Annotated in this window: 12 protein-coding genes, 1 tRNA gene and 5 pseudogenes; all 18 read right to left on the minus strand. The window is 62.3% G+C overall.

The window, feature by feature from the left end; translation table 11 throughout:
- Nucleotides 1-635, minus strand: a pseudogene (locus XANALMUS060_RS15250) (GTP-binding protein); the annotation flags it as partial.
- A gap of 154 nt (nt 636-789) precedes the next feature.
- Entirely contained in the window at nt 790-2,880 is a 2,091-nt protein-coding gene (fusA, locus tag XANALMUS060_RS15255) for an elongation factor G (RefSeq protein ID WP_045739171.1), read from the minus strand.
- 139 nt (nt 2,881-3,019) lie between these two features.
- A pseudogene (locus XANALMUS060_RS18925) lies at nt 3,020-3,154 on the minus strand (30S ribosomal protein S7); the annotation flags it as partial.
- Between the two features lie 72 nt (nt 3,155-3,226).
- On the minus strand, nt 3,227-5,317 hold the full coding sequence (fusA, locus tag XANALMUS060_RS15260; protein ID WP_045739171.1) for an elongation factor G: 2,091 nt from the start codon (nt 5,315-5,317) through the stop codon (nt 3,227-3,229).
- Nucleotides 5,318-5,456: 139 nt separating this feature from the next.
- Entirely contained in the window at nt 5,457-5,924 is a 468-nt protein-coding gene (gene rpsG, locus XANALMUS060_RS15265) for a 30S ribosomal protein S7 (protein ID WP_045726877.1), read from the minus strand.
- A gap of 12 nt (nt 5,925-5,936) precedes the next feature.
- Nucleotides 5,937-6,311, minus strand: a complete 375-nt coding sequence (rpsL, locus tag XANALMUS060_RS15270; RefSeq protein ID WP_045739172.1) for a 30S ribosomal protein S12 — start codon at nt 6,309-6,311, stop codon at nt 5,937-5,939.
- A gap of 225 nt (nt 6,312-6,536) precedes the next feature.
- Nucleotides 6,537-9,545 (minus strand): annotated as a pseudogene (rpoC, locus tag XANALMUS060_RS15275) (DNA-directed RNA polymerase subunit beta'); the annotation flags it as partial.
- A complete protein-coding gene (locus tag XANALMUS060_RS22825) occupies nt 9,509-9,940 on the minus strand; it encodes a hypothetical protein (RefSeq protein ID WP_082065173.1) in 432 nt (143 codons plus the stop codon). The pseudogene rpoC and the gene XANALMUS060_RS22825, both read right to left, overlap by 37 nt.
- Nucleotides 9,941-11,336: pseudogene (locus tag XANALMUS060_RS15285) on the minus strand (DNA-directed RNA polymerase subunit beta'); the annotation flags it as partial.
- 154 nt (nt 11,337-11,490) lie between these two features.
- Nucleotides 11,491-15,642 carry a DNA-directed RNA polymerase subunit beta gene (gene rpoB, locus XANALMUS060_RS15290; protein WP_045726874.1) on the minus strand — a complete coding sequence of 1,384 codons (4,152 nt, stop codon included), beginning with the start codon at nt 15,640-15,642 and terminating at the stop codon, nt 11,491-11,493.
- A 284-nt stretch (nt 15,643-15,926) separates the two neighbouring features.
- The gene (gene rplL / locus XANALMUS060_RS15295; RefSeq protein WP_045726873.1) at nt 15,927-16,295 is read right to left on the minus strand and encodes a 50S ribosomal protein L7/L12; all 369 of its coding nucleotides are present in this window, start codon (nt 16,293-16,295) and stop codon (nt 15,927-15,929) included.
- A gap of 63 nt (nt 16,296-16,358) precedes the next feature.
- Nucleotides 16,359-16,895 carry a 50S ribosomal protein L10 gene (gene rplJ / locus XANALMUS060_RS15300; RefSeq protein WP_045726872.1) on the minus strand — a complete coding sequence of 179 codons (537 nt, stop codon included), beginning with the start codon at nt 16,893-16,895 and terminating at the stop codon, nt 16,359-16,361.
- A gap of 487 nt (nt 16,896-17,382) precedes the next feature.
- Entirely contained in the window at nt 17,383-18,081 is a 699-nt protein-coding gene (rplA, locus tag XANALMUS060_RS15305) for a 50S ribosomal protein L1 (RefSeq protein ID WP_045726871.1), read from the minus strand.
- 3 nt (nt 18,082-18,084) lie between these two features.
- Complete coding sequence (gene rplK, locus XANALMUS060_RS15310) at nt 18,085-18,513, minus strand: 50S ribosomal protein L11 (protein ID WP_012915049.1); 429 nt, start codon at nt 18,511-18,513, stop codon at nt 18,085-18,087.
- Nucleotides 18,514-18,715: 202 nt separating this feature from the next.
- Complete coding sequence (gene nusG, locus XANALMUS060_RS15315; RefSeq protein ID WP_045739175.1) at nt 18,716-19,273, minus strand: transcription termination/antitermination protein NusG; 558 nt, start codon at nt 19,271-19,273, stop codon at nt 18,716-18,718.
- 13 nt (nt 19,274-19,286) lie between these two features.
- Nucleotides 19,287-19,703 carry a preprotein translocase subunit SecE gene (secE, locus tag XANALMUS060_RS15320; RefSeq protein WP_045739176.1) on the minus strand — a complete coding sequence of 139 codons (417 nt, stop codon included), beginning with the start codon at nt 19,701-19,703 and terminating at the stop codon, nt 19,287-19,289.
- A 50-nt stretch (nt 19,704-19,753) separates the two neighbouring features.
- Nucleotides 19,754-19,829 (minus strand) — tRNA-Trp (locus tag XANALMUS060_RS15325).
- Nucleotides 19,830-19,995: 166 nt separating this feature from the next.
- Nucleotides 19,996-20,067 (minus strand): annotated as a pseudogene (locus tag XANALMUS060_RS18940) (elongation factor Tu); the annotation flags it as partial.

Consider the following 20,067-nt stretch of genomic DNA (forward strand, 5'->3'; position numbering starts at 1 on the left):
GTCCAGCGCCTCCACCAGCTTCAGGATCGCCGGCACGCCGATCTCGCTCTGATCACCCTCCAGCGCCAGACGCGCCGAACCATGGATGATCGGGGTGTCGTCGCCCGGGAAGTCGTACTTGCTCAGCAGCTCGCGCACTTCCATCTCGACCAGCTCAAGCAGCTCGGCGTCGTCGACCATATCGGCCTTGTTCAAGAACACCACGATGTGCGGCACGCCGACCTGACGCGACAGCAGGATGTGCTCGCGCGTCTGCGGCATCGGGCCGTCGGCGGCCGAGCACACCAGAATCGCGCCGTCCATCTGCGCCGCACCGGTGATCATGTTCTTCACGTAGTCCGCGTGCCCCGGGCAATCCACGTGCGCGTAGTGACGCGACGGGGATTCGTATTCCACGTGGGCCGTCGAGATCGTGATACCGCGCGCCTTCTCTTCCGGCGCCGCGTCGATCGCGTCGTAGGCCGCGACGGGGATTCGTATTCCACGTGGGCCGTCGAGATCGTGATACCGCGCGCCTTCTCTTCCGGCGCCGCGTCGATCGCGTCGTAGGCCTTGAATTCGCCGCCGAAGCGCTCCGCGCCGACCTTGGTCAGTGCGGCCGTCAGCGTGGTCTTGCCGTGGTCGACGTGACCGATGGTGCCGACGTTGACGTGCGGCTTGGTGCGCTCGAACTTACCCTTGGCCTGCCATGGTGTTTATGGTGTTTTACCTTCTTTGTTTCGTATTGGGGGACAAGGAAGCGGGATGCGGGCGGGACGATGTCCGCGCGCCACACCCGTCACGCTATTCTCAGTTCTTCTTGATGACAGAATCGGCGATGTTGGCTGGAGCTTCGGCGTAGTGGTCGAACTCCATCGAGAACGTGGCACGACCCTGCGACATCGAGCGTAGCGTGGTGGCATAGCCGAACATTTCGCCCAGCGGCACCATCGCGTTGATCACCTTGCCGGACGGACTGTCGTCCTGACCTTGCAGAATGCCGCGACGACGACTGACGTCGCCCATCACGTCGCCCAAATAGTCTTCCGGGGTGACGATCTCGACCTTCATGATCGGCTCCAGCAGCACTGGATTGGCTTTGTTGAAGCCCTCCTTGAAGCCCATCGAGCCAGCGATTTTGAACGCCATTTCCGAGGAGTCGACGTCGTGGTAGGAGCCGTCGATCAGGCGGACCTTGACGTCCACGATCGGATAGCCGGCCATCACGCCATTGGCCACCGCTTCCTGGATGCCCTTGTCCACCGCCGGGATGTATTCCTTCGGCACCACGCCACCGACGATCGCGTTCTCGAAGGTATAGCCCTTGCCGCGCTCCTGCGGTTCGATCTCGAGCACGACGTGGCCGTACTGGCCCTTACCGCCGGACTGGCGCACGAATTTGCCTTCCTGCTTGACCGCCTTGCGGATGGTCTCGCGGTACGCCACCTGCGGCTTGCCGACGTTGGCCTCCACGTTGAACTCGCGCTTCATGCGATCGACGATGATTTCCAGGTGCAATTCGCCCATGCCGCGAATGATGGTCTGCCCAGACTCTTCGTCGGTGTTGACACGGAACGAAGGATCTTCCTGCGCCAGACGGCTCAACGCGATACCCATCTTTTCCTGGTCCGACTTGGTCTTCGGCTCGACCGCCATCGAGATCACCGGCTCCGGGAACACCATGCGCTCCAGAGTGATGATGTTGTCCTGCGCGCACAGCGTGTCGCCGGTGGTGACGTCCTTCAAGCCGACCGCCGCCGCGATGTCGCCCGCGCGCACTTCCTTGATTTCTTCGCGGTTGTTGGAGTGCATCTGCAGGATGCGGCCCACCCGCTCCTTCTTCGACTTGACCGGGTTGTACACCTGGTCGCCGGAGTTGAGCGTGCCGGAATAGACACGGAAGAACGTCAGCGAGCCAACGAACGGATCGGTCATGATTTTGAACGCCAGCGCCGAGAACGGCGCGCTGTCGGTGGCGGCGCGGCCGTCTTCCTTTTCGTCCTCGTCGATACCCTTGACCGGCGGACGGTCGCTTGGCGACGGCAGCAGTTGGATGACGCCATCGAGCATCGCCTGTACGCCCTTGTTCTTGAACGCGGTACCGCAGTACACCGGCACCACTTCCACCTTCAGGGTACGCTCGCGCAGACCGCCCAGGATCTCGGCCTCGGACAGGTCACCTTCGTTGAGGTACTTGTCCATCAGGTCTTCGTTGGCCTCGGCCGCGGCTTCGACCATGAACCCACGCGCCTCGGTGGCCTTGTCGACCAGGTGGGCGGGGATATCACGATATTCGAACACGGTGCCCTGCGAAGCGGTATCCCAGTGGATCGCCTTCATCTTGACCAGATCGACCACGCCCTCGAAACCGTCTTCGGCGCCGATCGGCACCTGCATCGGCACCGGGTATGCGCCCAAACGCGCCTTCAACTGTTCGACGACCTTGTCGAAGTTGGCACCGGTGCGGTCCATCTTGTTGACGAACGCAAGACGCGGCACGGCGTACTTGTTGGCCTGGCGCCACACGGTCTCGGACTGCGGCTGCACACCACCGACCGCGCACAGCACGAACACCGCACCGTCGAGCACGCGCAGCGAGCGCTCCACTTCGATGGTGAAGTCCACGTGCCCGGGGGTATCGATGATGTTGAAGCGGTGCTGCGGCATGGACTTGTCCATGCCACTCCAGAACGCAGTGGTGGCCGCGGAGGTGATCGTGATGCCACGCTCCTGCTCCTGCTCCATCCAGTCCATCGTCGCGGCACCGTCATGCACCTCGCCGATCTTGTGGCTGACACCGGTGTAGAACAGGATGCGTTCGGACGTGGTGGTCTTGCCGGCATCGATGTGGGCCATGATGCCGAAATTGCGGTAACGCTCGATGGGAGTGGTACGGGCCACAGGGAGCCTCTCAAATTTCCTGGATTTCGGATGGCCGAACGCCGCCTTGCGGCGGCTTTCGGATTTGTGCCGCGCGCAACGGCGCGACTAAGCGGCACTCAGATGGTGCCGACGGACCCCGTTGCCGAGGCCCGGAAGATCACCAGCGGTAGTGCGCGAACGCCTTGTTCGCTTCCGCCATGCGGTGGGTTTCTTCACGCTTCTTGATGGCACCGCCACGATTTTCCGAGGCATCCAACAGCTCGGCTGCGAGCTTGCGCGGCATCGAGTTTTGTTTCGTATTGGGGGACAAGGAAGCGGGATGCGGGCGGGACGATGTCCGCGCGCCACACCCGTCACGCTATTCTCAGTTCTTCTTGATGACAGAATCGGCGATGTTGGCTGGAGCTTCGGCGTAGTGGTCGAACTCCATCGAGAACGTGGCACGACCCTGCGACATCGAGCGTAGCGTGGTGGCATAGCCGAACATTTCGCCCAGCGGCACCATCGCGTTGATCACCTTGCCGGACGGACTGTCGTCCTGACCTTGCAGAATGCCGCGACGACGACTGACGTCGCCCATCACGTCGCCCAAATAGTCTTCCGGGGTGACGATCTCGACCTTCATGATCGGCTCCAGCAGCACTGGATTGGCTTTGTTGAAGCCCTCCTTGAAGCCCATCGAGCCAGCGATTTTGAACGCCATTTCCGAGGAGTCGACGTCGTGGTAGGAGCCGTCGATCAGGCGGACCTTGACGTCCACGATCGGATAGCCGGCCATCACGCCATTGGCCACCGCTTCCTGGATGCCCTTGTCCACCGCCGGGATGTATTCCTTCGGCACCACGCCACCGACGATCGCGTTCTCGAAGGTATAGCCCTTGCCGCGCTCCTGCGGTTCGATCTCGAGCACGACGTGGCCGTACTGGCCCTTACCGCCGGACTGGCGCACGAATTTGCCTTCCTGCTTGACCGCCTTGCGGATGGTCTCGCGGTACGCCACCTGCGGCTTGCCGACGTTGGCCTCCACGTTGAACTCGCGCTTCATGCGATCGACGATGATTTCCAGGTGCAATTCGCCCATGCCGCGAATGATGGTCTGCCCAGACTCTTCGTCGGTGTTGACACGGAACGAAGGATCTTCCTGCGCCAGACGGCTCAACGCGATACCCATCTTTTCCTGGTCCGACTTGGTCTTCGGCTCGACCGCCATCGAGATCACCGGCTCCGGGAACACCATGCGCTCCAGAGTGATGATGTTGTCCTGCGCGCACAGCGTGTCGCCGGTGGTGACGTCCTTCAAGCCGACCGCCGCCGCGATGTCGCCCGCGCGCACTTCCTTGATTTCTTCGCGGTTGTTGGAGTGCATCTGCAGGATGCGGCCCACCCGCTCCTTCTTCGACTTGACCGGGTTGTACACCTGGTCGCCGGAGTTGAGCGTGCCGGAATAGACACGGAAGAACGTCAGCGAGCCAACGAACGGATCGGTCATGATTTTGAACGCCAGCGCCGAGAACGGCGCGCTGTCGGTGGCGGCGCGGCCGTCTTCCTTTTCGTCCTCGTCGATACCCTTGACCGGCGGACGGTCGCTTGGCGACGGCAGCAGTTGGATGACGCCATCGAGCATCGCCTGTACGCCCTTGTTCTTGAACGCGGTACCGCAGTACACCGGCACCACTTCCACCTTCAGGGTACGCTCGCGCAGACCGCCCAGGATCTCGGCCTCGGACAGGTCACCTTCGTTGAGGTACTTGTCCATCAGGTCTTCGTTGGCCTCGGCCGCGGCTTCGACCATGAACCCACGCGCCTCGGTGGCCTTGTCGACCAGGTGGGCGGGGATATCACGATATTCGAACACGGTGCCCTGCGAAGCGGTATCCCAGTGGATCGCCTTCATCTTGACCAGATCGACCACGCCCTCGAAACCGTCTTCGGCGCCGATCGGCACCTGCATCGGCACCGGGTATGCGCCCAAACGCGCCTTCAACTGTTCGACGACCTTGTCGAAGTTGGCACCGGTGCGGTCCATCTTGTTGACGAACGCAAGACGCGGCACGGCGTACTTGTTGGCCTGGCGCCACACGGTCTCGGACTGCGGCTGCACACCACCGACCGCGCACAGCACGAACACCGCACCGTCGAGCACGCGCAGCGAGCGCTCCACTTCGATGGTGAAGTCCACGTGCCCGGGGGTATCGATGATGTTGAAGCGGTGCTGCGGCATGGACTTGTCCATGCCACTCCAGAACGCAGTGGTGGCCGCGGAGGTGATCGTGATGCCACGCTCCTGCTCCTGCTCCATCCAGTCCATCGTCGCGGCACCGTCATGCACCTCGCCGATCTTGTGGCTGACACCGGTGTAGAACAGGATGCGTTCGGACGTGGTGGTCTTGCCGGCATCGATGTGGGCCATGATGCCGAAATTGCGGTAACGCTCGATGGGAGTGGTACGGGCCACAGGGAGCCTCTCAAATTTCCTGGATTTCGGATGGCCGAACGCCGCCTTGCGGCGGCTTTCGGATTTGTGCCGCGCGCAACGGCGCGACTAAGCGGCACTCAGATGGTGCCGACGGACCCCGTTGCCGAGGCCCGGAAGATCACCAGCGGTAGTGCGCGAACGCCTTGTTCGCTTCCGCCATGCGGTGGGTTTCTTCACGCTTCTTGATGGCACCGCCACGATTTTCCGAGGCATCCAACAGCTCGGCTGCGAGCTTGCGCGGCATCGAGTTTTCGCCGCGCTTGCGCGCCGAATCGATCAACCAACGCATCGCCAACGCCATGCGACGGGAGGAACGCACCTCGACCGGCACCTGGTATGTGGCACCACCAACGCGACGCGACTTGACTTCGACCGCCGGAGCGACGTTGTCCAGTGCCTTTTGCACCAGATCGATCGCGTTGGGATTCTTCTCGCCGATGACGTCCATCGCACCGTAGACGATCTTTTCGGCAACCGACTTCTTGCCACTCAGCATCACCATATTGATGAAGCGAGCAATGGTTTCGCTCCCGTGCTTGGGATCAGGCAGAACAGCGCGCTGCGGCGTATTACCTTTACGAGACATATGAACTTTTCCTTAGCTCTTCGGGCGCTTGGCGCCGTACTTGGAACGACCCTGACGACGCTTGGCGACGCCGGCAGCATCGAGCGCACCGCGCACCGTGTGGTAGCGCACGCCGGGCAGATCCTTGACGCGACCGCCACGGACAATGACCACGGAGTGCTCCTGCAGGTTATGACCTTCGCCACCAATGTAGCTGATGATCTCTTCCTGGTTGGTCAGGCGCACCTTGGCAACCTTACGCAAGGCCGAATTCGGCTTTTTCGGAGTGGTGGTGTAGACGCGGGTGCAGACGCCACGGCGCTGCGGGCACTTATCCAGCGCCGGAGAGGCGCTCTTGTAGTCGGTCGCCTGCCGCGGCTTGCGGACCAGCTGATTGATCGTCGCCATCAGTAGATTCTTCTGATTGAGGCCATCGGGCCTGGATGCGTGAAAACGAAGGCAGGCCGAAGGACGGCCTGCCGAGACAGGAAAGTATAGCGGGCAAGTCAAACTTCCGTCAACTCAACGGACGTTGTACTTGCTGGCCGATCCTCGGCCGGAATAACAGCAAGCGCCTCCGTTGCGCTTGCTTTTGCTCGGAACAACCGGCCCCGCGGGCGAGGCCGATCCGACTCACTCGTCGCTGCTGGCAGCCGCTGGCGCGGCAGCCTCGACCGCCGACTCGACGCTGCCGCCGGCCAGGGTCTGCATCTCCGACTCGGTCAGGCCGCTGGCGTTGCGGCGACGCAGGCTGTGGTACGCCAAACCGGTACCCGCCGGGATCAGACGCCCCACGATCACGTTTTCCTTCAGACCGCGCAGTGTGTCGCTGGTGCCACGAACCGCCGCCTCGGTGAGAACGCGGGTGGTTTCCTGGAACGAAGCGGCCGAAATGAACGACTCGGTCGCCAGCGAGGCCTTGGTGATACCCAGCAACACTGGCTCGTACTTGGCCTGCAACTCGTTGCGCGCGACAAGGCGGGAATTTTCCTCGATGACGCGTTGGCGCTCGGCCTGCTCGCCATTGAGGAACTTGCTGTTGCCCTGATCGGTGATCTCGACCTTGCGCAGCATCTGCCGGGTGATGACCTCGATGTGCTTGTCGTTGATCTTCACGCCCTGCAAGCGATACACGTCCTGGATTTCCTTGACCAGATAGGCGGCCAACGGCTCGACACCCAGCAGGCGCAGGATGTCCTGCGGGCTCGGCTCGCCGTCCACCACGGTTTCGCCCTTGGCCACGTGCTCGCCTTCGAACACGATGATCTGCCGGTACTTCGGAATCAGTTCTTCGTGCTCGGACCCGTCGGTGTCCTTGATGATCAAGCGCTGCTTGCCCTTGGTGTCCTTACCGAAGCTGATGATGCCCGAACGTTCGGCCAGGATCGCTGGATCCTTCGGCTTGCGCGCTTCGAACAGATCGGCCACGCGCGGCAGACCACCAGTGATGTCGCGGGTCTTGGACGCTTCCTGCGGGATTTTGGCAACCACGTCGCCCACGCCAACCGGCGCGCCGTCCTGCAGATTGACAATCGAGCGCGGCGGCAGCAGGTACTGCGCCGGCAAATCGGTACCCGGAATGGTCAGGTCGTTGCCCTTGGCGTCGACGATGCGCACGATCGGGCGCAGGTCCTTGGCCTGGGTACCACGGCGCTTGGGATCGGTGATCTCGCGCGAGGCCAGACCCGTCAGTTCATCGGTTTTTTCAATGACGGTGACACCATCGATGAAGTCGATGAAACGGATGAAACCGGCCACTTCCGAGACGATCGGGTGGTTGTGCGGATCCCAGTTCGCCACCGACTGACCGGCCTTGACCGCATCACCATCTTTGGCGGTGATGGTGGCGCCATACGCCAGCTTGTAGCGCTCGCGCTCGCGGCCGTGGCCGTCGAGCACCGACAGTTCACCGGAACGCGACACCGCCACCAGCGAGCCATTGGCGTGCTCGACCGACTTGAGGTTGTTGAACTTGATCGAACCGGTGGTCTTGACCGTGATGTTGTCCACCGCCGCCGCACGCGAGGCCGCGCCGCCGATGTGGAAGGTCCGCATGGTCAACTGGGTACCGGGCTCGCCGATCGATTGCGCGGCGATGACGCCAACCGCTTCGCCGATGTTGACCAGATGGCCACGGGCCAGGTCGCGGCCATAGCAACGCGCGCACACACCGAACGCCGATTCACAGGTGATGGTCGAACGGACCTTGACCGACTGCACGCCAGCCTCTTCCAGCTTGGCGACCCACTGCTCGTCGAGCAGCGTGTTGCGGGTGACGATCGGATCCTCGTCGTTGCCCGGCAGGAACACGTCCTCGGCCACCACACGGCCGAGCACGCGGTCGCGCAGCGGCTCGACCACATCGCCGCCTTCCACAATCGGGGTCATGGTCAGGCCGTCGGTGGTGCCACAATCGGGCTCGGTGATCACCACGTCCTGCGCCACGTCGACCAGACGACGGGTCAGGTAACCGGAGTTAGCGGTCTTCAACGCGGTATCGGCCAGACCCTTACGCGCACCGTGGGTGGAGTTGAAGTACTCCTGCACGTTCAAGCCTTCGCGGAAATTCGCCTTGATCGGCGTCTCGATGATCGAGCCGTCCGGACGCGCCATCAAGCCACGCATACCGGCAAGCTGACGGATCTGCGCCTGGCTACCACGCGCGCCGGAGTCGGCCATGATGTACAGGGAGTTCATCGACTTCTGGTCGATGGTCTCACCCTTGGCGTTGACCACCTTCTCGGTGCCGATGGTGTCCATCATCGCCTTGGCGATACGCTCGTTGGTGCGCGACCAGATGTCCACGACCTTGTTGTAGCGCTCGCCGGCGGTGACCAGGCCGGACTGATACTGCTCCTGGATTTCCAGCACTTCCTGCTCGGCCTCGCCGAGGATGCCCTTCTTTTCCGACGGAATCAGCATGTCGTCGATACCGATCGACACGCCAGCGCGCGTGGCGTAGGCGAAGCCGGTGTACATCAGTTTGTCGGCGAACACCACGCTGTCCTTCAGACCAAGCTGACGGTAGCTGGAGTTGATCAATCGGCTGATGTTTTTCTTGGTCAGCTCGGTATTGGCCAGCGCGAAAGGCAGGCCTTCCGGCAGGATTTCGGCCAACAGCGCGCGACCAATCGTGGTGTCCACGATCGAGGTCTTCTTGCTACGGCCGCCGTTCTCGTCGATCACCGTCTCGGTGATGCGGACCTTGACCTTGGCGTGCAACTCCACCGCACGGTTGTCATAAGCGCGCTTCACTTCGGCGATGTTGGCAAACACCATGCCCTCGCCTTTCTTGTTCTCCAGCGCGCGGGTCATGTAGTACAGGCCCAGCACCACGTCCTGCGACGGCACGATGATCGGCTCGCCGTTGGCCGGCGACAGGATGTTGTTGGTGGACATCATCAACGCACGCGCTTCCAACTGCGCTTCCAACGACAACGGCACGTGCACGGCCATCTGGTCGCCGTCGAAGTCGGCGTTGAACGCGGTACAGACCAGCGGATGCAACTGGATCGCCTTGCCTTCGATCAGCACCGGCTCGAACGCCTGGATGCCCAAACGGTGCAGGGTCGGCGCACGGTTCAACAGCACCGGATGCTCGCGGATCACTTCTTCCAGGATGTCCCAGACTTCGGCTTCTTGGTCAGCTCGGTATTGGCCAGCGCGAAAGGCAGGCCTTCCGGCAGGATTTCGGCCAACAGCGCGCGACCAATCGTGGTGTCCACGATCGAGGTCTTCTTGCTACGGCCGCCGTTCTCGTCGATCACCGTCTCGGTGATGCGGACCTTGACCTTGGCGTGCAACTCCACCGCACGGTTGTCATAAGCGCGCTTCACTTCGGCGATGTTGGCAAACACCATGCCCTCGCCTTTCTTGTTCTCCAGCGCGCGGGTCATGTAGTACAGGCCCAGCACCACGTCCTGCGACGGCACGATGATCGGCTCGCCGTTGGCCGGCGACAGGATGTTGTTGGTGGACATCATCAACGCACGCGCTTCCAACTGCGCTTCCAACGACAACGGCACGTGCACGGCCATCTGGTCGCCGTCGAAGTCGGCGTTGAACGCGGTACAGACCAGCGGATGCAACTGGATCGCCTTGCCTTCGATCAGCACCGGCTCGAACGCCTGGATGCCCAAACGGTGCAGGGTCGGCGCACGGTTCAACAGCACCGGATGCTCGCGGATCACTTCTTCCAGGATGTCCCAGACTTCGGCTTCCTTCGCGTTCGACCAGCTTCTTGGCGGCCTTGATCGTGGTGGCCAGACCACGGCGCTGCAGTTTGGCGAACACGAACGGCTTGAACAGCTCCAACGCCATCTTCTTCGGCAGGCCGCACTCGTGCAGACGCAGGGTCGGGCCGACCACGATGACCGAACGGCCGGAGTAGTCCACGCGCTTGCCGAGCAGGTTCTGGCGGAAGCGGCCCTGCTTGCCCTTGATCATGTCGGCCAGCGACTTCAACGGGCGCTTGTTGGTACCGGTGATGGCACGACCGCGACGGCCGTTATCCAGCAGCGCATCGACCGATTCCTGCAGCATGCGCTTTTCGTTGCGCACGATGATCTCCGGCGCATTGAGTTCGAGCAGGCGACGCAGACGGTTATTGCGGTTGATGACGCGGCGGTACAGATCATTCAGATCGGAGGTCGCGAAGCGGCCGCCGTCCAACGGCACCAGCGGACGCAGATCCGGCGGCAGCACTGGCAGCACGGTCATCACCATCCACTCCGGACGGTTGCCGGACTCGATGAACGCCTCGATCAGCTTGATGCGCTTGGTCAGACGCTTGAGCTTGGTTTCAGAACCGGTGCTGGCGATTTCTTCGCGCAGGCGGGTCATTTCCGACTGCAGATCGATGGTGCGCAACAGCTCGTACACCGCTTCGGCGCCCATGGTGGCATCGAAGTCGTCGCCATGTTCCTGGCGGGCGGTCAGGTACTGCTCTTCGGTCAGCAGTTGGCGGCGCTCCAGGGCGGTCAAGCCCGGCTCGGTCACCACATACGCTTCGAAGTACAGGACGCGCTCGATGTCGCGCAAGGTCATATCCAGCATCAAACCGATACGCGACGGCAACGACTTCAGGAACCAGATGTGCGCCACCGGCGAGGCCAGGTCGATGTGGCCCATACGCTCGCGGCGCACCTTGGCCAGGGTGACTTCGGTGCCGCATTTTTCACAGACCACGCCGCGATGCTTCATGCGCTTGTACTTGCCGCACAGGCACTCGTAGTCCTTGATCGGACCGAAGATGGCCGCGCAGAACAGGCCGTCGCGCTCGGGTTTGAAGGTGCGGTAATTGATGGTTTCCGGCTTCTTCACTTCGCCGAAGGACCACGAGCGGATCAGGTCAGGCGAGGCCAGCGCGATCTTGATCGCGTCGAAGTCCAGCGTCTGGCGCTGCTGATTGAAGAGGTTGAGCAGATCTTTCATTGGATATCTCCGGGTCGGAGGAATGCGTAGCGAGGACGGGGTGGGAAGGCGCTATCTCGGGACCGGGAACCCGGGGACCGGGACCCGGAAAAGCGAGAAGCGCAAGGCTTCTGCTTTTCCGGACACCGGGGCCGCAGTGCCCGGTCCCGGCCCCTCAGTCTTCCAATTCCATGTTGATGGCCAGCGAGCGGATTTCCTTCACCAGCACGTTGAAGGACTCCGGCATGCCGGCCACCATTTCGTGCTCGCCATCGACAATGTTCTTGTACATCTGGTTGCGGCCCTGCACGTCGTCGGACTTCACCGTCAGCATTTCCTGCAAGGTATACGCCGCACCGTAGGCTTCCAGCGCCCAGACTTCCATTTCGCCGAAACGCTGGCCGCCGAACTGCGCCTTGCCGCCCAAGGGCTGCTGAGTGACCAGCGAGTACGGCCCGGTGGAACGCGCGTGCATCTTGTCGTCGACCAAGTGGTTCAACTTCAGCATGTGCATGTAGCCAACGGTGGTATGGCGATCGAACGCTTCGCCGGTACGGCCATCGTAAAGCTGGGTCTGGCCGCTGATCGGCAGATCGGCGAGTTCGAGCATGTGCTTGATCTCCGCCTCGGTCGCGCCGTCGAACACCGGGGTCGCCATCGGCACGCCGTCGGTCAGGTTCTTCGACAGCGCCAGCAGCTCGGCATCGCTGAACTGATCCAGCTCCACGCGGTCCTCGCCCAACTTCTGGTCGTGGTTGTAGATCTGGGTCAGGAACTTGCGCAAATCGGCGACCTTGGCCTGTGCATCCAGCATGTTCTGGATCTTGCGTCCCAGGCCCTTGGCCGCCCAGCCCAGATGTACTTCCAGCACCTGACCGATATTCATACGCGACGGCACGCCCAGCGGGTTCAGCACGATGTCCACGGTCTCGCCGTTGGCCATGTACGGCATGTCCTCGATCGGCTGGATCATCGACACGACACCCTTATTGCCGTGGCGACCGGCCATCTTGTCGCCGGGCTGGATGCGGCGCTTCACCGCCAGGAAGACCTTGACCATCTTCAGCACGCCCGGGGCGAGGTCGTCGCCGGCGGTGATCTTGCTGCGCTTATCGGCAAAGCGACGCTCGAACTCCTGCTCATGCGCCTGGATCTGCTTCTGCGCACGCTCGATCGCGTCGGAGGCATCTTCATCCTTCATGCGCAGAGCGAACCAGTCGGACTTCTTCAGGCCATCCAGGTAGGCATCACTGATGGTGTCGCCCTTCTTCAGGTTCGGGCCGCCGTTGGCGACCTTGCCGATCAGTTGGCTACGCAGACGCGCGTAGATGGCGCTCTCCAGGATGCGGAACTGATCGTCGAAGTCCTTCTTGACCCGCTTGATCTCGTTTTCCTCGATCTGGCGGGCGCGCTTGTCCTTCTCGATGCCGTCGCGGGTGAACACCTGCACGTCGATGACGGTGCCGTCCATGCCTGGCGGCACGCGCAGCGAACTGTCCTTCACGTCCGAAGCCTTCTCGCCGAAGATCGCGCGCAGCAGCTTCTCTTCCGGGGTCAGTTGGCTCTCGCCCTTCGGCGTGACCTTGCCGACCATGATGTCGCCGGCACGCACTTCCGCACCGATGTACACCACGCCGGATTCGTCGAGACGGTTGAGCGCCTGCTCGGAGACATTGGGGATGTCGGCGGAGATTTCTTCCGGACCCAGCTTGGTGTCGCGCGCCACGCAGGTGAGCTCTTCGATATGGATCGTGGTGTAGCGATCCTCTTCCACCACGCGCTCGGAGAGCAGGATGGAGTCTTCGAAGTTGTAGCCGTTCCACGGCATGAACGCGATCAGCATGTTCTGGCCCAGGGCCAGCTCGCCGATATCGGTGGAGGGACCATCGGCGAGCACGTCGCCGCGCGCGATCACGTCGCCCACGTTGACCAGCGGACGCTGGTTGATGCAGGTGTTCTGGTTGGAACGCGTGTACTTGATCAGGTTGTAGATATCCACGCCGGCATCGGTGCCGCCGCCGATCTCAGCCTCGTTGACCTTGACCACGATACGGCCGGCGTCGATCTGCTCGATCACGCCGCCACGGCGCGCATTCACGGTCACGCCCGAGTCGCGCGCCACCGCGCGCTCGATGCCGGTACCGACCAGCGGCTTCTGCGCACGCAACGTCGGCACGGCCTGACGCTGCATGTTCGCGCCCATCAATGCGCGGTTGGCGTCGTCGTGCTCCAGGAACGGGACCAACGCGGCCGCGATGGACACGGTCTGCATCGGCGAGACGTCCATGAAGTGCACTTCCGCCGGCGGCTTGAGCAGCGATTCGCCCTGGTAGCGGCACGGCACGAACTGCTCGGTCAGGCGGCTCTTGGCATCGTGCAATGCGTTGGCCTGGGCGATGACGTACTCGTTTTCCTCGATTGCCGAGAGGTATTCGACCTCGTCGGTGATCTGGCCGTCCACCACCTTCCGATACGGCGTCTCCAGGAAGCCGTATTGGTTGGTGCGCGCGAACACCGCCAGCGAGTTGATCAGGCCGATGTTCGGGCCTTCCGGGGTTTCGATGGTGCAGACGCGGCCGTAATGGGTCGGATGCACGTCGCGCACTTCGAAGCCCGCGCGCTCGCGGGTCAGGCCGCCCGGCCCCAGCGCCGAGACGCGACGCTTATGCGTCACTTCCGACAACGGGTTGTTCTGATCCATAAATTGCGACAGCTGCGAGGAACCGAAGAACTCCTTGATCGCGGCCGCCACCGGCTTGGCGTTGATCAATTCCTGCGGAGTCAGGCCCTCGGACTCGGCCATCGACAAGCGCTCCTTGACCGCGCGCTCGACGCGGACCAGGCCCACGCGGAACACGTTCTCGGCCATTTCGCCGACCGAACGCACGCGACGATTCCCCAGGTGATCGATATCGTCGACCACGCCACGTCCGTTGCGAATCTCGGTCAGCACCTTGATCACATCCAGGATGTCGGACGTGTCGGTGCGTTCGGCGACCAGACGCTTGGACTCTTCGTCGCTGCGCTCACCGAAATACTTCTTGTCGTACAGCACCGACTCGCCGATGACCTCTTTGCGACCAACGCGACGGTTGAACTTCATGCGACCGACCGTGGACAGGTCGTAGCGCTCGAAGGTGAAGAACAGGTTGTGGAACAGGTTCTGCGCGGCATCCTTGGTCGGCGGCTCGCCCGGACGCATCATGCGGTAGATTTCGACCAAGGCTTCGAGCTGGGTCTTGGTCGGGTCGATACGCAGGGTATTGGACAGATACGGACCACGGTCCAGATCGTTGACCCACAAGGTGCCCACGGCGTCGACACCCGCCTTGCGGAACGCATTCAACTGCTCTTCGGTGATCTCGTCGTTGGCATTGGCCAGCAGTTCGCCGGTCGCGGCATCGACGACGTCGTGCGACAGAATGCGACCGACCAGATATTCATCGGGCACGGCCAGCGCAGCGATGCCGGAGGCTTCCAACTGCTTGACGTGACGCGCGGTGATGCGCTTGCCGGCCTCGACAATGACCTTGTCGCCATCGGCCAGATCGAAGTTCAGCGTCTCGCCGCGCAGGCGCTCGGCAACCAACTCCAACTGCACGCCTTCCTTCGGATCGATATGGAAGGTGTTGATCTCGAAGAACTCAGACAGCATCTCTTCGTTCGAATAACCGAGCGCGCGCAGCAGGATCGACACCGGCAGCTTGCGACGGCGGTCGATACGGGTGAACAACGCGTCCTTCGGGTCGAACTCGAAGTCCAGCCAGGAGCCGCGGTACGGAATGATGCGCGCGCTGTACAGCAACTTGCCCGAGCTGTGGGTCTTGCCACGATCGTGATCGAAGAAGACGCCGGGCGAACGGTGCAACTGGGAGACGATGACGCGCTCGGTACCGTTGACGATGAAGGTGCCGTTGTCGGTCATCAGCGGAATTTCGCCGAGATAGACCTCCTGCTCCTTCACGTACTTGATCGCCTTGGTCGAGGACTCGCGGTCGTAGATCACCAGGCGCACGGTCACGCGCAACGGCGCGCCGTAGCTCATGCCGCGCTGACGGCATTCACGCTCGTCGAACACCGGATCGCCGAGCTTGTAGCCAACGTACTCCAGCGCGGCGTTGCCGCTGTAGCTGGAAATCGGGAACACCGATTTCAGAGCGGCGTGCAGGCCATGGTCCGACCGCTTGTTGGGGTCGGTGTTTTCCTGCAGGAACTCGCGATAGGAGTCCACTTGGATTGCGAGCAGGAAGGGCACTTCGAGAATCGAGCGCTGCTTGCCGAAATCCTTGCGGATACGCTTCTTTTCGGTGAACGAATAGGACGTCATGAGGTATCACCTTGGCTGATGCGGGCCACGCGTCCGCGGCCCTGAGTGAACATAAATTGTCAGTTGGAAGTCGCTGGTATTGCCGGCACCAGCACGCCTTCTCCCGCTACTTCCAACTACCAACTCGGTAAGGCCGAGATTGGGTCGTGGACCCCGCCGCGGTCGAAGAACCGTGCGGACTCCCATGCCGAATCTAACCCGGCTGTACAACGGCCAAAGGCCGGGGGCTCACGCCCCCAGCCTTCAGTGCACCGCCTCGAACGACTGGCGATGCAAGGGACTGCTTACTTGACTTCGACCTTCGCGCCAGCGGCTTCCAGGTCTTTCTTGAACTTCTCGGCGTCTTCCTTCGACACGGCTTCCTTCAGCACGCCACCGGCCTCGGTGAGGTCCTTAGCTTCCTTCAGGCCCAAACCGGTGATGGCGCGAACGGCCTTGATGACGTCGACCTTCTTGGCACCGGCATCGACCAGGATGACGTTGAATTCGGTCTGCTCTTCGACCGGAGCAGCAGCCACGGCCGGGCCGGCAGCGGCGACTGGAGCGGCGGCGGAAACGCCGAACTTGTCTTCGATGGCCTTGACCAGCTCCATCACTTCCATGAGGGTCTTTTCGGCGATAGCGTCGACGATCTGTTCGTTAGACAGGGACATTGTGATTACCTTTGGAATTTTTTCTGGATGAGGTTCTTGTGAACCGTTTCAGGGGTCGCGAACTTAAGCCGTTTCGGCCTGGGCTTCGGCATCGGCGGGAGCGACATCGCCACCACCTTGCTTGTCGCCCACGGCCTTGACCGCACGGGCAAACATGCTTGCCGGCTCGGCCAGGACGCGTGCCAACATCGCCAGCGCCTGCTCGCGGGTCGGCAGCGATGCCAACACTTCGAGGTGAGCGGCCGGATACAGTTGACCGCCCAGCGACACGACCTTGGCCTGCAGCTTGTCGTTGCCCTTGGCGAATTCCTTGATCAGACGACCGGCAGCGCCGGGTTCTTCCGTCGAGAACGCATACAGCAGCGGACCGACCAGCGCGTCCTGGACGCACTCGTATTCGGTACCGGCCACTGCACGCGCGGCCAGGGTGTTCTTGACAACACGCAAGTACACACCGGTTTCGCGCGCTTTTTTACGCATCGCGGTCATCTGAGAGACCGTGATGCCGGCGTACTCGGCAGCAACCAAGGAGTGAGCCTTCGCGGCAACGTCGGCCAATTCGGCGACGACTTCTTGCTTCTGGGACAGATTGAGAGCCATTGCACTCCTCCGTGAAAGCCGGGAATCGGGACTGACGATTCGGGATCCGTCAGGAGCGACCGCGCCGCTCTTGCCAATCCCCAACCACACATCTCGAAAGCCCTGCTTCAAACACATTCCGCTCGCGGCTCCTGCCGCTTGCGGTCCTGGGCGGCCTCCATCCTGGATGCCGGGGACGCCGCATGGCATCCCAGTTGGTGGCCGTTCCAGACCTGGAGTGAGCGCGTCCGGGAAGCCCCGGACTGGCCTGAACCAGAAAAACTCCAGAAAGGCGGCACCATCTACGCCGGCGCGTCCCCGAGAGGACTGGATTAAGCGATCCCGCTGCACCGACGGCGATTCCATGCCATGTCGCGCTTCCTTGCCCGTCGTCGGTATGCGCAGACCGCGCCTGCGGTCTTTGACGGCTTCGCGTCGGGTTGCCCCTGGCGACGCCTTCAAAAGGGTGACACCGGCGCCGCACCTCGCGGGTGGCGCCGTGTTGCAATTACTTCAGAGACAGCGATGCCTGATCGATGGTGACACCCGGACCCATGGTCGAGCTCACCGAGATCTTCTGCAGGTAAGCGCCCTTCGAGGTCGCCGGCTTGGCCTTGACCAGATCCAGCAGCAGCGCCTGCAGATTGCTCTTCAGCGCGTCGTCTTCGAAGCTGGCCTTACCGATGGTGCAGTGGATGATGCCCGCCTTGTCGGTGCGATAACGCACCTGACCGGACTTGGCATTCTTCACGGCTTCGGCCGGGTTGGCCGACACGGTACCGACCTTCGGGTTCGGCATCAGGCCGCGCGGGCCCAGCAGCGTGCCCAACTTACCGACGACGCGCATCGCGTCAGGGGTCGCAATGACCACGTCGTAGTTCAGATCGCCGCCCTGCATCTTTTCGGCCAGATCGTCCATACCGACGGCCTCGGCACCCGCAGCCAGGGCTTCGTCAGCCTTGGCACCGGCCGGGGCGAACACCGCCACGCGCACGCTTTTGCCAGTGCCGGCCGGCAGCACGGTGGAACCGCGCACCTGCTGGTCGGACTTCTTGGCATCCACGCCCAGGCGCACGGCCACGTCGACGGCTTCGACGAACTTGGCCTTGCTGGTGCTTTTGATGATCTTCAGCGCTTCGTCGATCGAATACGCCTTGCCCGGCTGCACCGCAGCACGGATTGCTTTCTGTCGCTTGGTCTGTGCCATCGCTTAACCCTCCACCGTCAGGCCCATGCTGCGGGCGGAACCCGCAATCGTGCGTACCGCCGCTTCCAGCTCAGCCGCCGTCAGGTCGGCTTCCTTCGCCTTGGCGATGTCTTCCAACTGCTTGCGGGTGACCTTACCCACCTTTTCGGTGTTCGGGCGCTTGGAACCGGAAGTGATGCCGGCCGCCTTCTTCAACAGCACGCTCGCCGGCGTACTCTTGGTGACGAAGGTGAAGGTACGGTCCGAGTAGGCCGTGATGATGACCGGCGTGGGCAGGCCCGGCTCCAGCTTCTGCGTGGCCGCATTGAAGGCCTTGCAGAATTCCATGATGTTCAGGCCGCGCTGACCCAACGCAGGACCGACTGGCGGCGAGGGGTTGGCCTGACCGGCCTTCACCTGCAGCTTGATGTAACCGACGACTTTCTTTGCCATGTTGAGTCTCTCCGGGTGCTAACGCCTGAACGACAGGCTCCCCATCGCGACGGGAAAATCACGTGTCCCGCCATCACGTTTCGAATTGCGCAGAAAGCCGCCTCACGGCGGCTCCCGACTCTGCCCGACGACTTCCTAGCCAGCCAGCCGGGTAGTGTAACAGAAATTTGAGCGCAACGACGCAGCCGCGTCGACGCAAGACTCAGGCCTTCTCGACCTGGCCGAATTCCAACTCCACCGGAGTAGAACGGCCGAAGATCAACACCGCCACACGCAGCCGGCTCTTTTCGTAGTTGACTTCCTCGACTACGCCATTGAAGTCGTTGAACGGGCCATCGGTGACGCGCACCATCTGGCCTGGTTCGAACAGCACCTTCGGACGTGGCTTTTCCACGCCGTCTTGAACGCGCTGCAAGATTGCATCGGCTTCTTGGTCGCGAATCGGCAGTGGGCGATCGGCGGTGCCGCCAATGAACCCCATCACCTTGGGCGTCTCCTTGACCAAGTGCCAGCTCTCGTTGTCGATCCGCGGGATGCCGCCTTCGTCGTGGGTCTCGATCTGCACCAACACGTAACCCGGGAAGAACTTGCGCTCGGAACGGCGCTTCTGACCGGAACGCATTTCGATCACTTCCTCGGTGGGCACTAACACCTCACCGAAGCGCTCCTGCATCTCGTCACGCACAATGCGGTCACGCAGCGCTTGCGCCACGGACTTCTCGAAGCCTGAATAGGCGTGGACGACATACCAACGCTTCACTGCTGCACTCTCCTCAACGGCTCACGAACCACTGCATCAGCTTCTGGATCAAGAAATCGAACCCACCCAGCAGCAAACTCAGAATGATCACCACCACGATCACCACCCAGGTGGTCCGGATGGCCTCCTGACGGGTCGGCCATACCACCTTGCGCAGCTCGAATCGCGACTCGGACAGAAACTCACGGGCCTGGCAGCCTTTGGCAGTCAACAGGAACACCGCACCACCGGCGACCAGACCCGCCACCACAGCCAACCCACGCAGCGGACCGGACCAGTTGCCCAGTTGCGTCGCACGACTGGGATCGGCGAACCAGAACCACACGAACAGGCCAGCCACCACCAGCAACGCAGCGATGCCGTACTTGACGATATCGCCACCAAGGGAGGCGGCGGCGGAATTCTTGGAATGCTCGATCTTGCTGTTCATCCGACTCTTGCTGCGATGCGACCGAGGTCACTGGATAAGGACCGGCAGATTGGCACGCCAGGAGGGACTCGAACCCCCAACCTGCGGTTTTGGAGACCGCTGCTCTGCCAATTGAGCTACTGGCGTGTAGATAAGAACGACCGCACTTCCCTGAGACAGCGAAGGCGGACCGAAGGTTCCGGCCCGCCCTTCGCTCACTCCGGCAACCGAAGCCGCCTGCACTTCTTCGGATTTTGGCGACTGTTGCCGCCGCGATACCGTCGAGTCGGGCAGCCCAGGCTACCAGAGTGCATTACTTGATGATCTTGGCCACCACGCCGGCGCCGACGGTCCGGCCACCTTCGCGGATCGCAAAACGCAGACC

This window comes from Xanthomonas sp. MUS 060 (genome assembly GCF_000963215.1).
Taxonomy (GTDB): Bacteria; Pseudomonadota; Gammaproteobacteria; order Xanthomonadales; family Xanthomonadaceae; genus Xanthomonas_A.

What these genes read in the sequence shown, in the direction of transcription:
- rpsG (WP_045726877.1), bottom strand. Translation starts at nt 5,924, where the DNA reads ATGTCTCGTAAAGGTAATACGCCGCAGCGCGCTGTTCTGCCTGATCCC.
- rpsL (WP_045739172.1), bottom strand. Translation starts at nt 6,311, where the DNA reads ATGGCGACGATCAATCAGCTGGTCCGCAAGCCGCGGCAGGCGACCGAC.
- XANALMUS060_RS22825 (WP_082065173.1), bottom strand. Translation starts at nt 9,940, where the DNA reads ATGGCCGTGCACGTGCCGTTGTCGTTGGAAGCGCAGTTGGAAGCGCGT.
- rpoB (WP_045726874.1), bottom strand. Translation starts at nt 15,642, where the DNA reads ATGACGTCCTATTCGTTCACCGAAAAGAAGCGTATCCGCAAGGATTTC.
- rplL (WP_045726873.1), bottom strand. Translation starts at nt 16,295, where the DNA reads ATGTCCCTGTCTAACGAACAGATCGTCGACGCTATCGCCGAAAAGACC.
- rplJ (WP_045726872.1), bottom strand. Translation starts at nt 16,895, where the DNA reads ATGGCTCTCAATCTGTCCCAGAAGCAAGAAGTCGTCGCCGAATTGGCC.
- rplA (WP_045726871.1), bottom strand. Translation starts at nt 18,081, where the DNA reads ATGGCACAGACCAAGCGACAGAAAGCAATCCGTGCTGCGGTGCAGCCG.
- rplK (WP_012915049.1), bottom strand. Translation starts at nt 18,513, where the DNA reads ATGGCAAAGAAAGTCGTCGGTTACATCAAGCTGCAGGTGAAGGCCGGT.
- secE (WP_045739176.1), bottom strand. Translation starts at nt 19,703, where the DNA reads ATGAACAGCAAGATCGAGCATTCCAAGAATTCCGCCGCCGCCTCCCTT.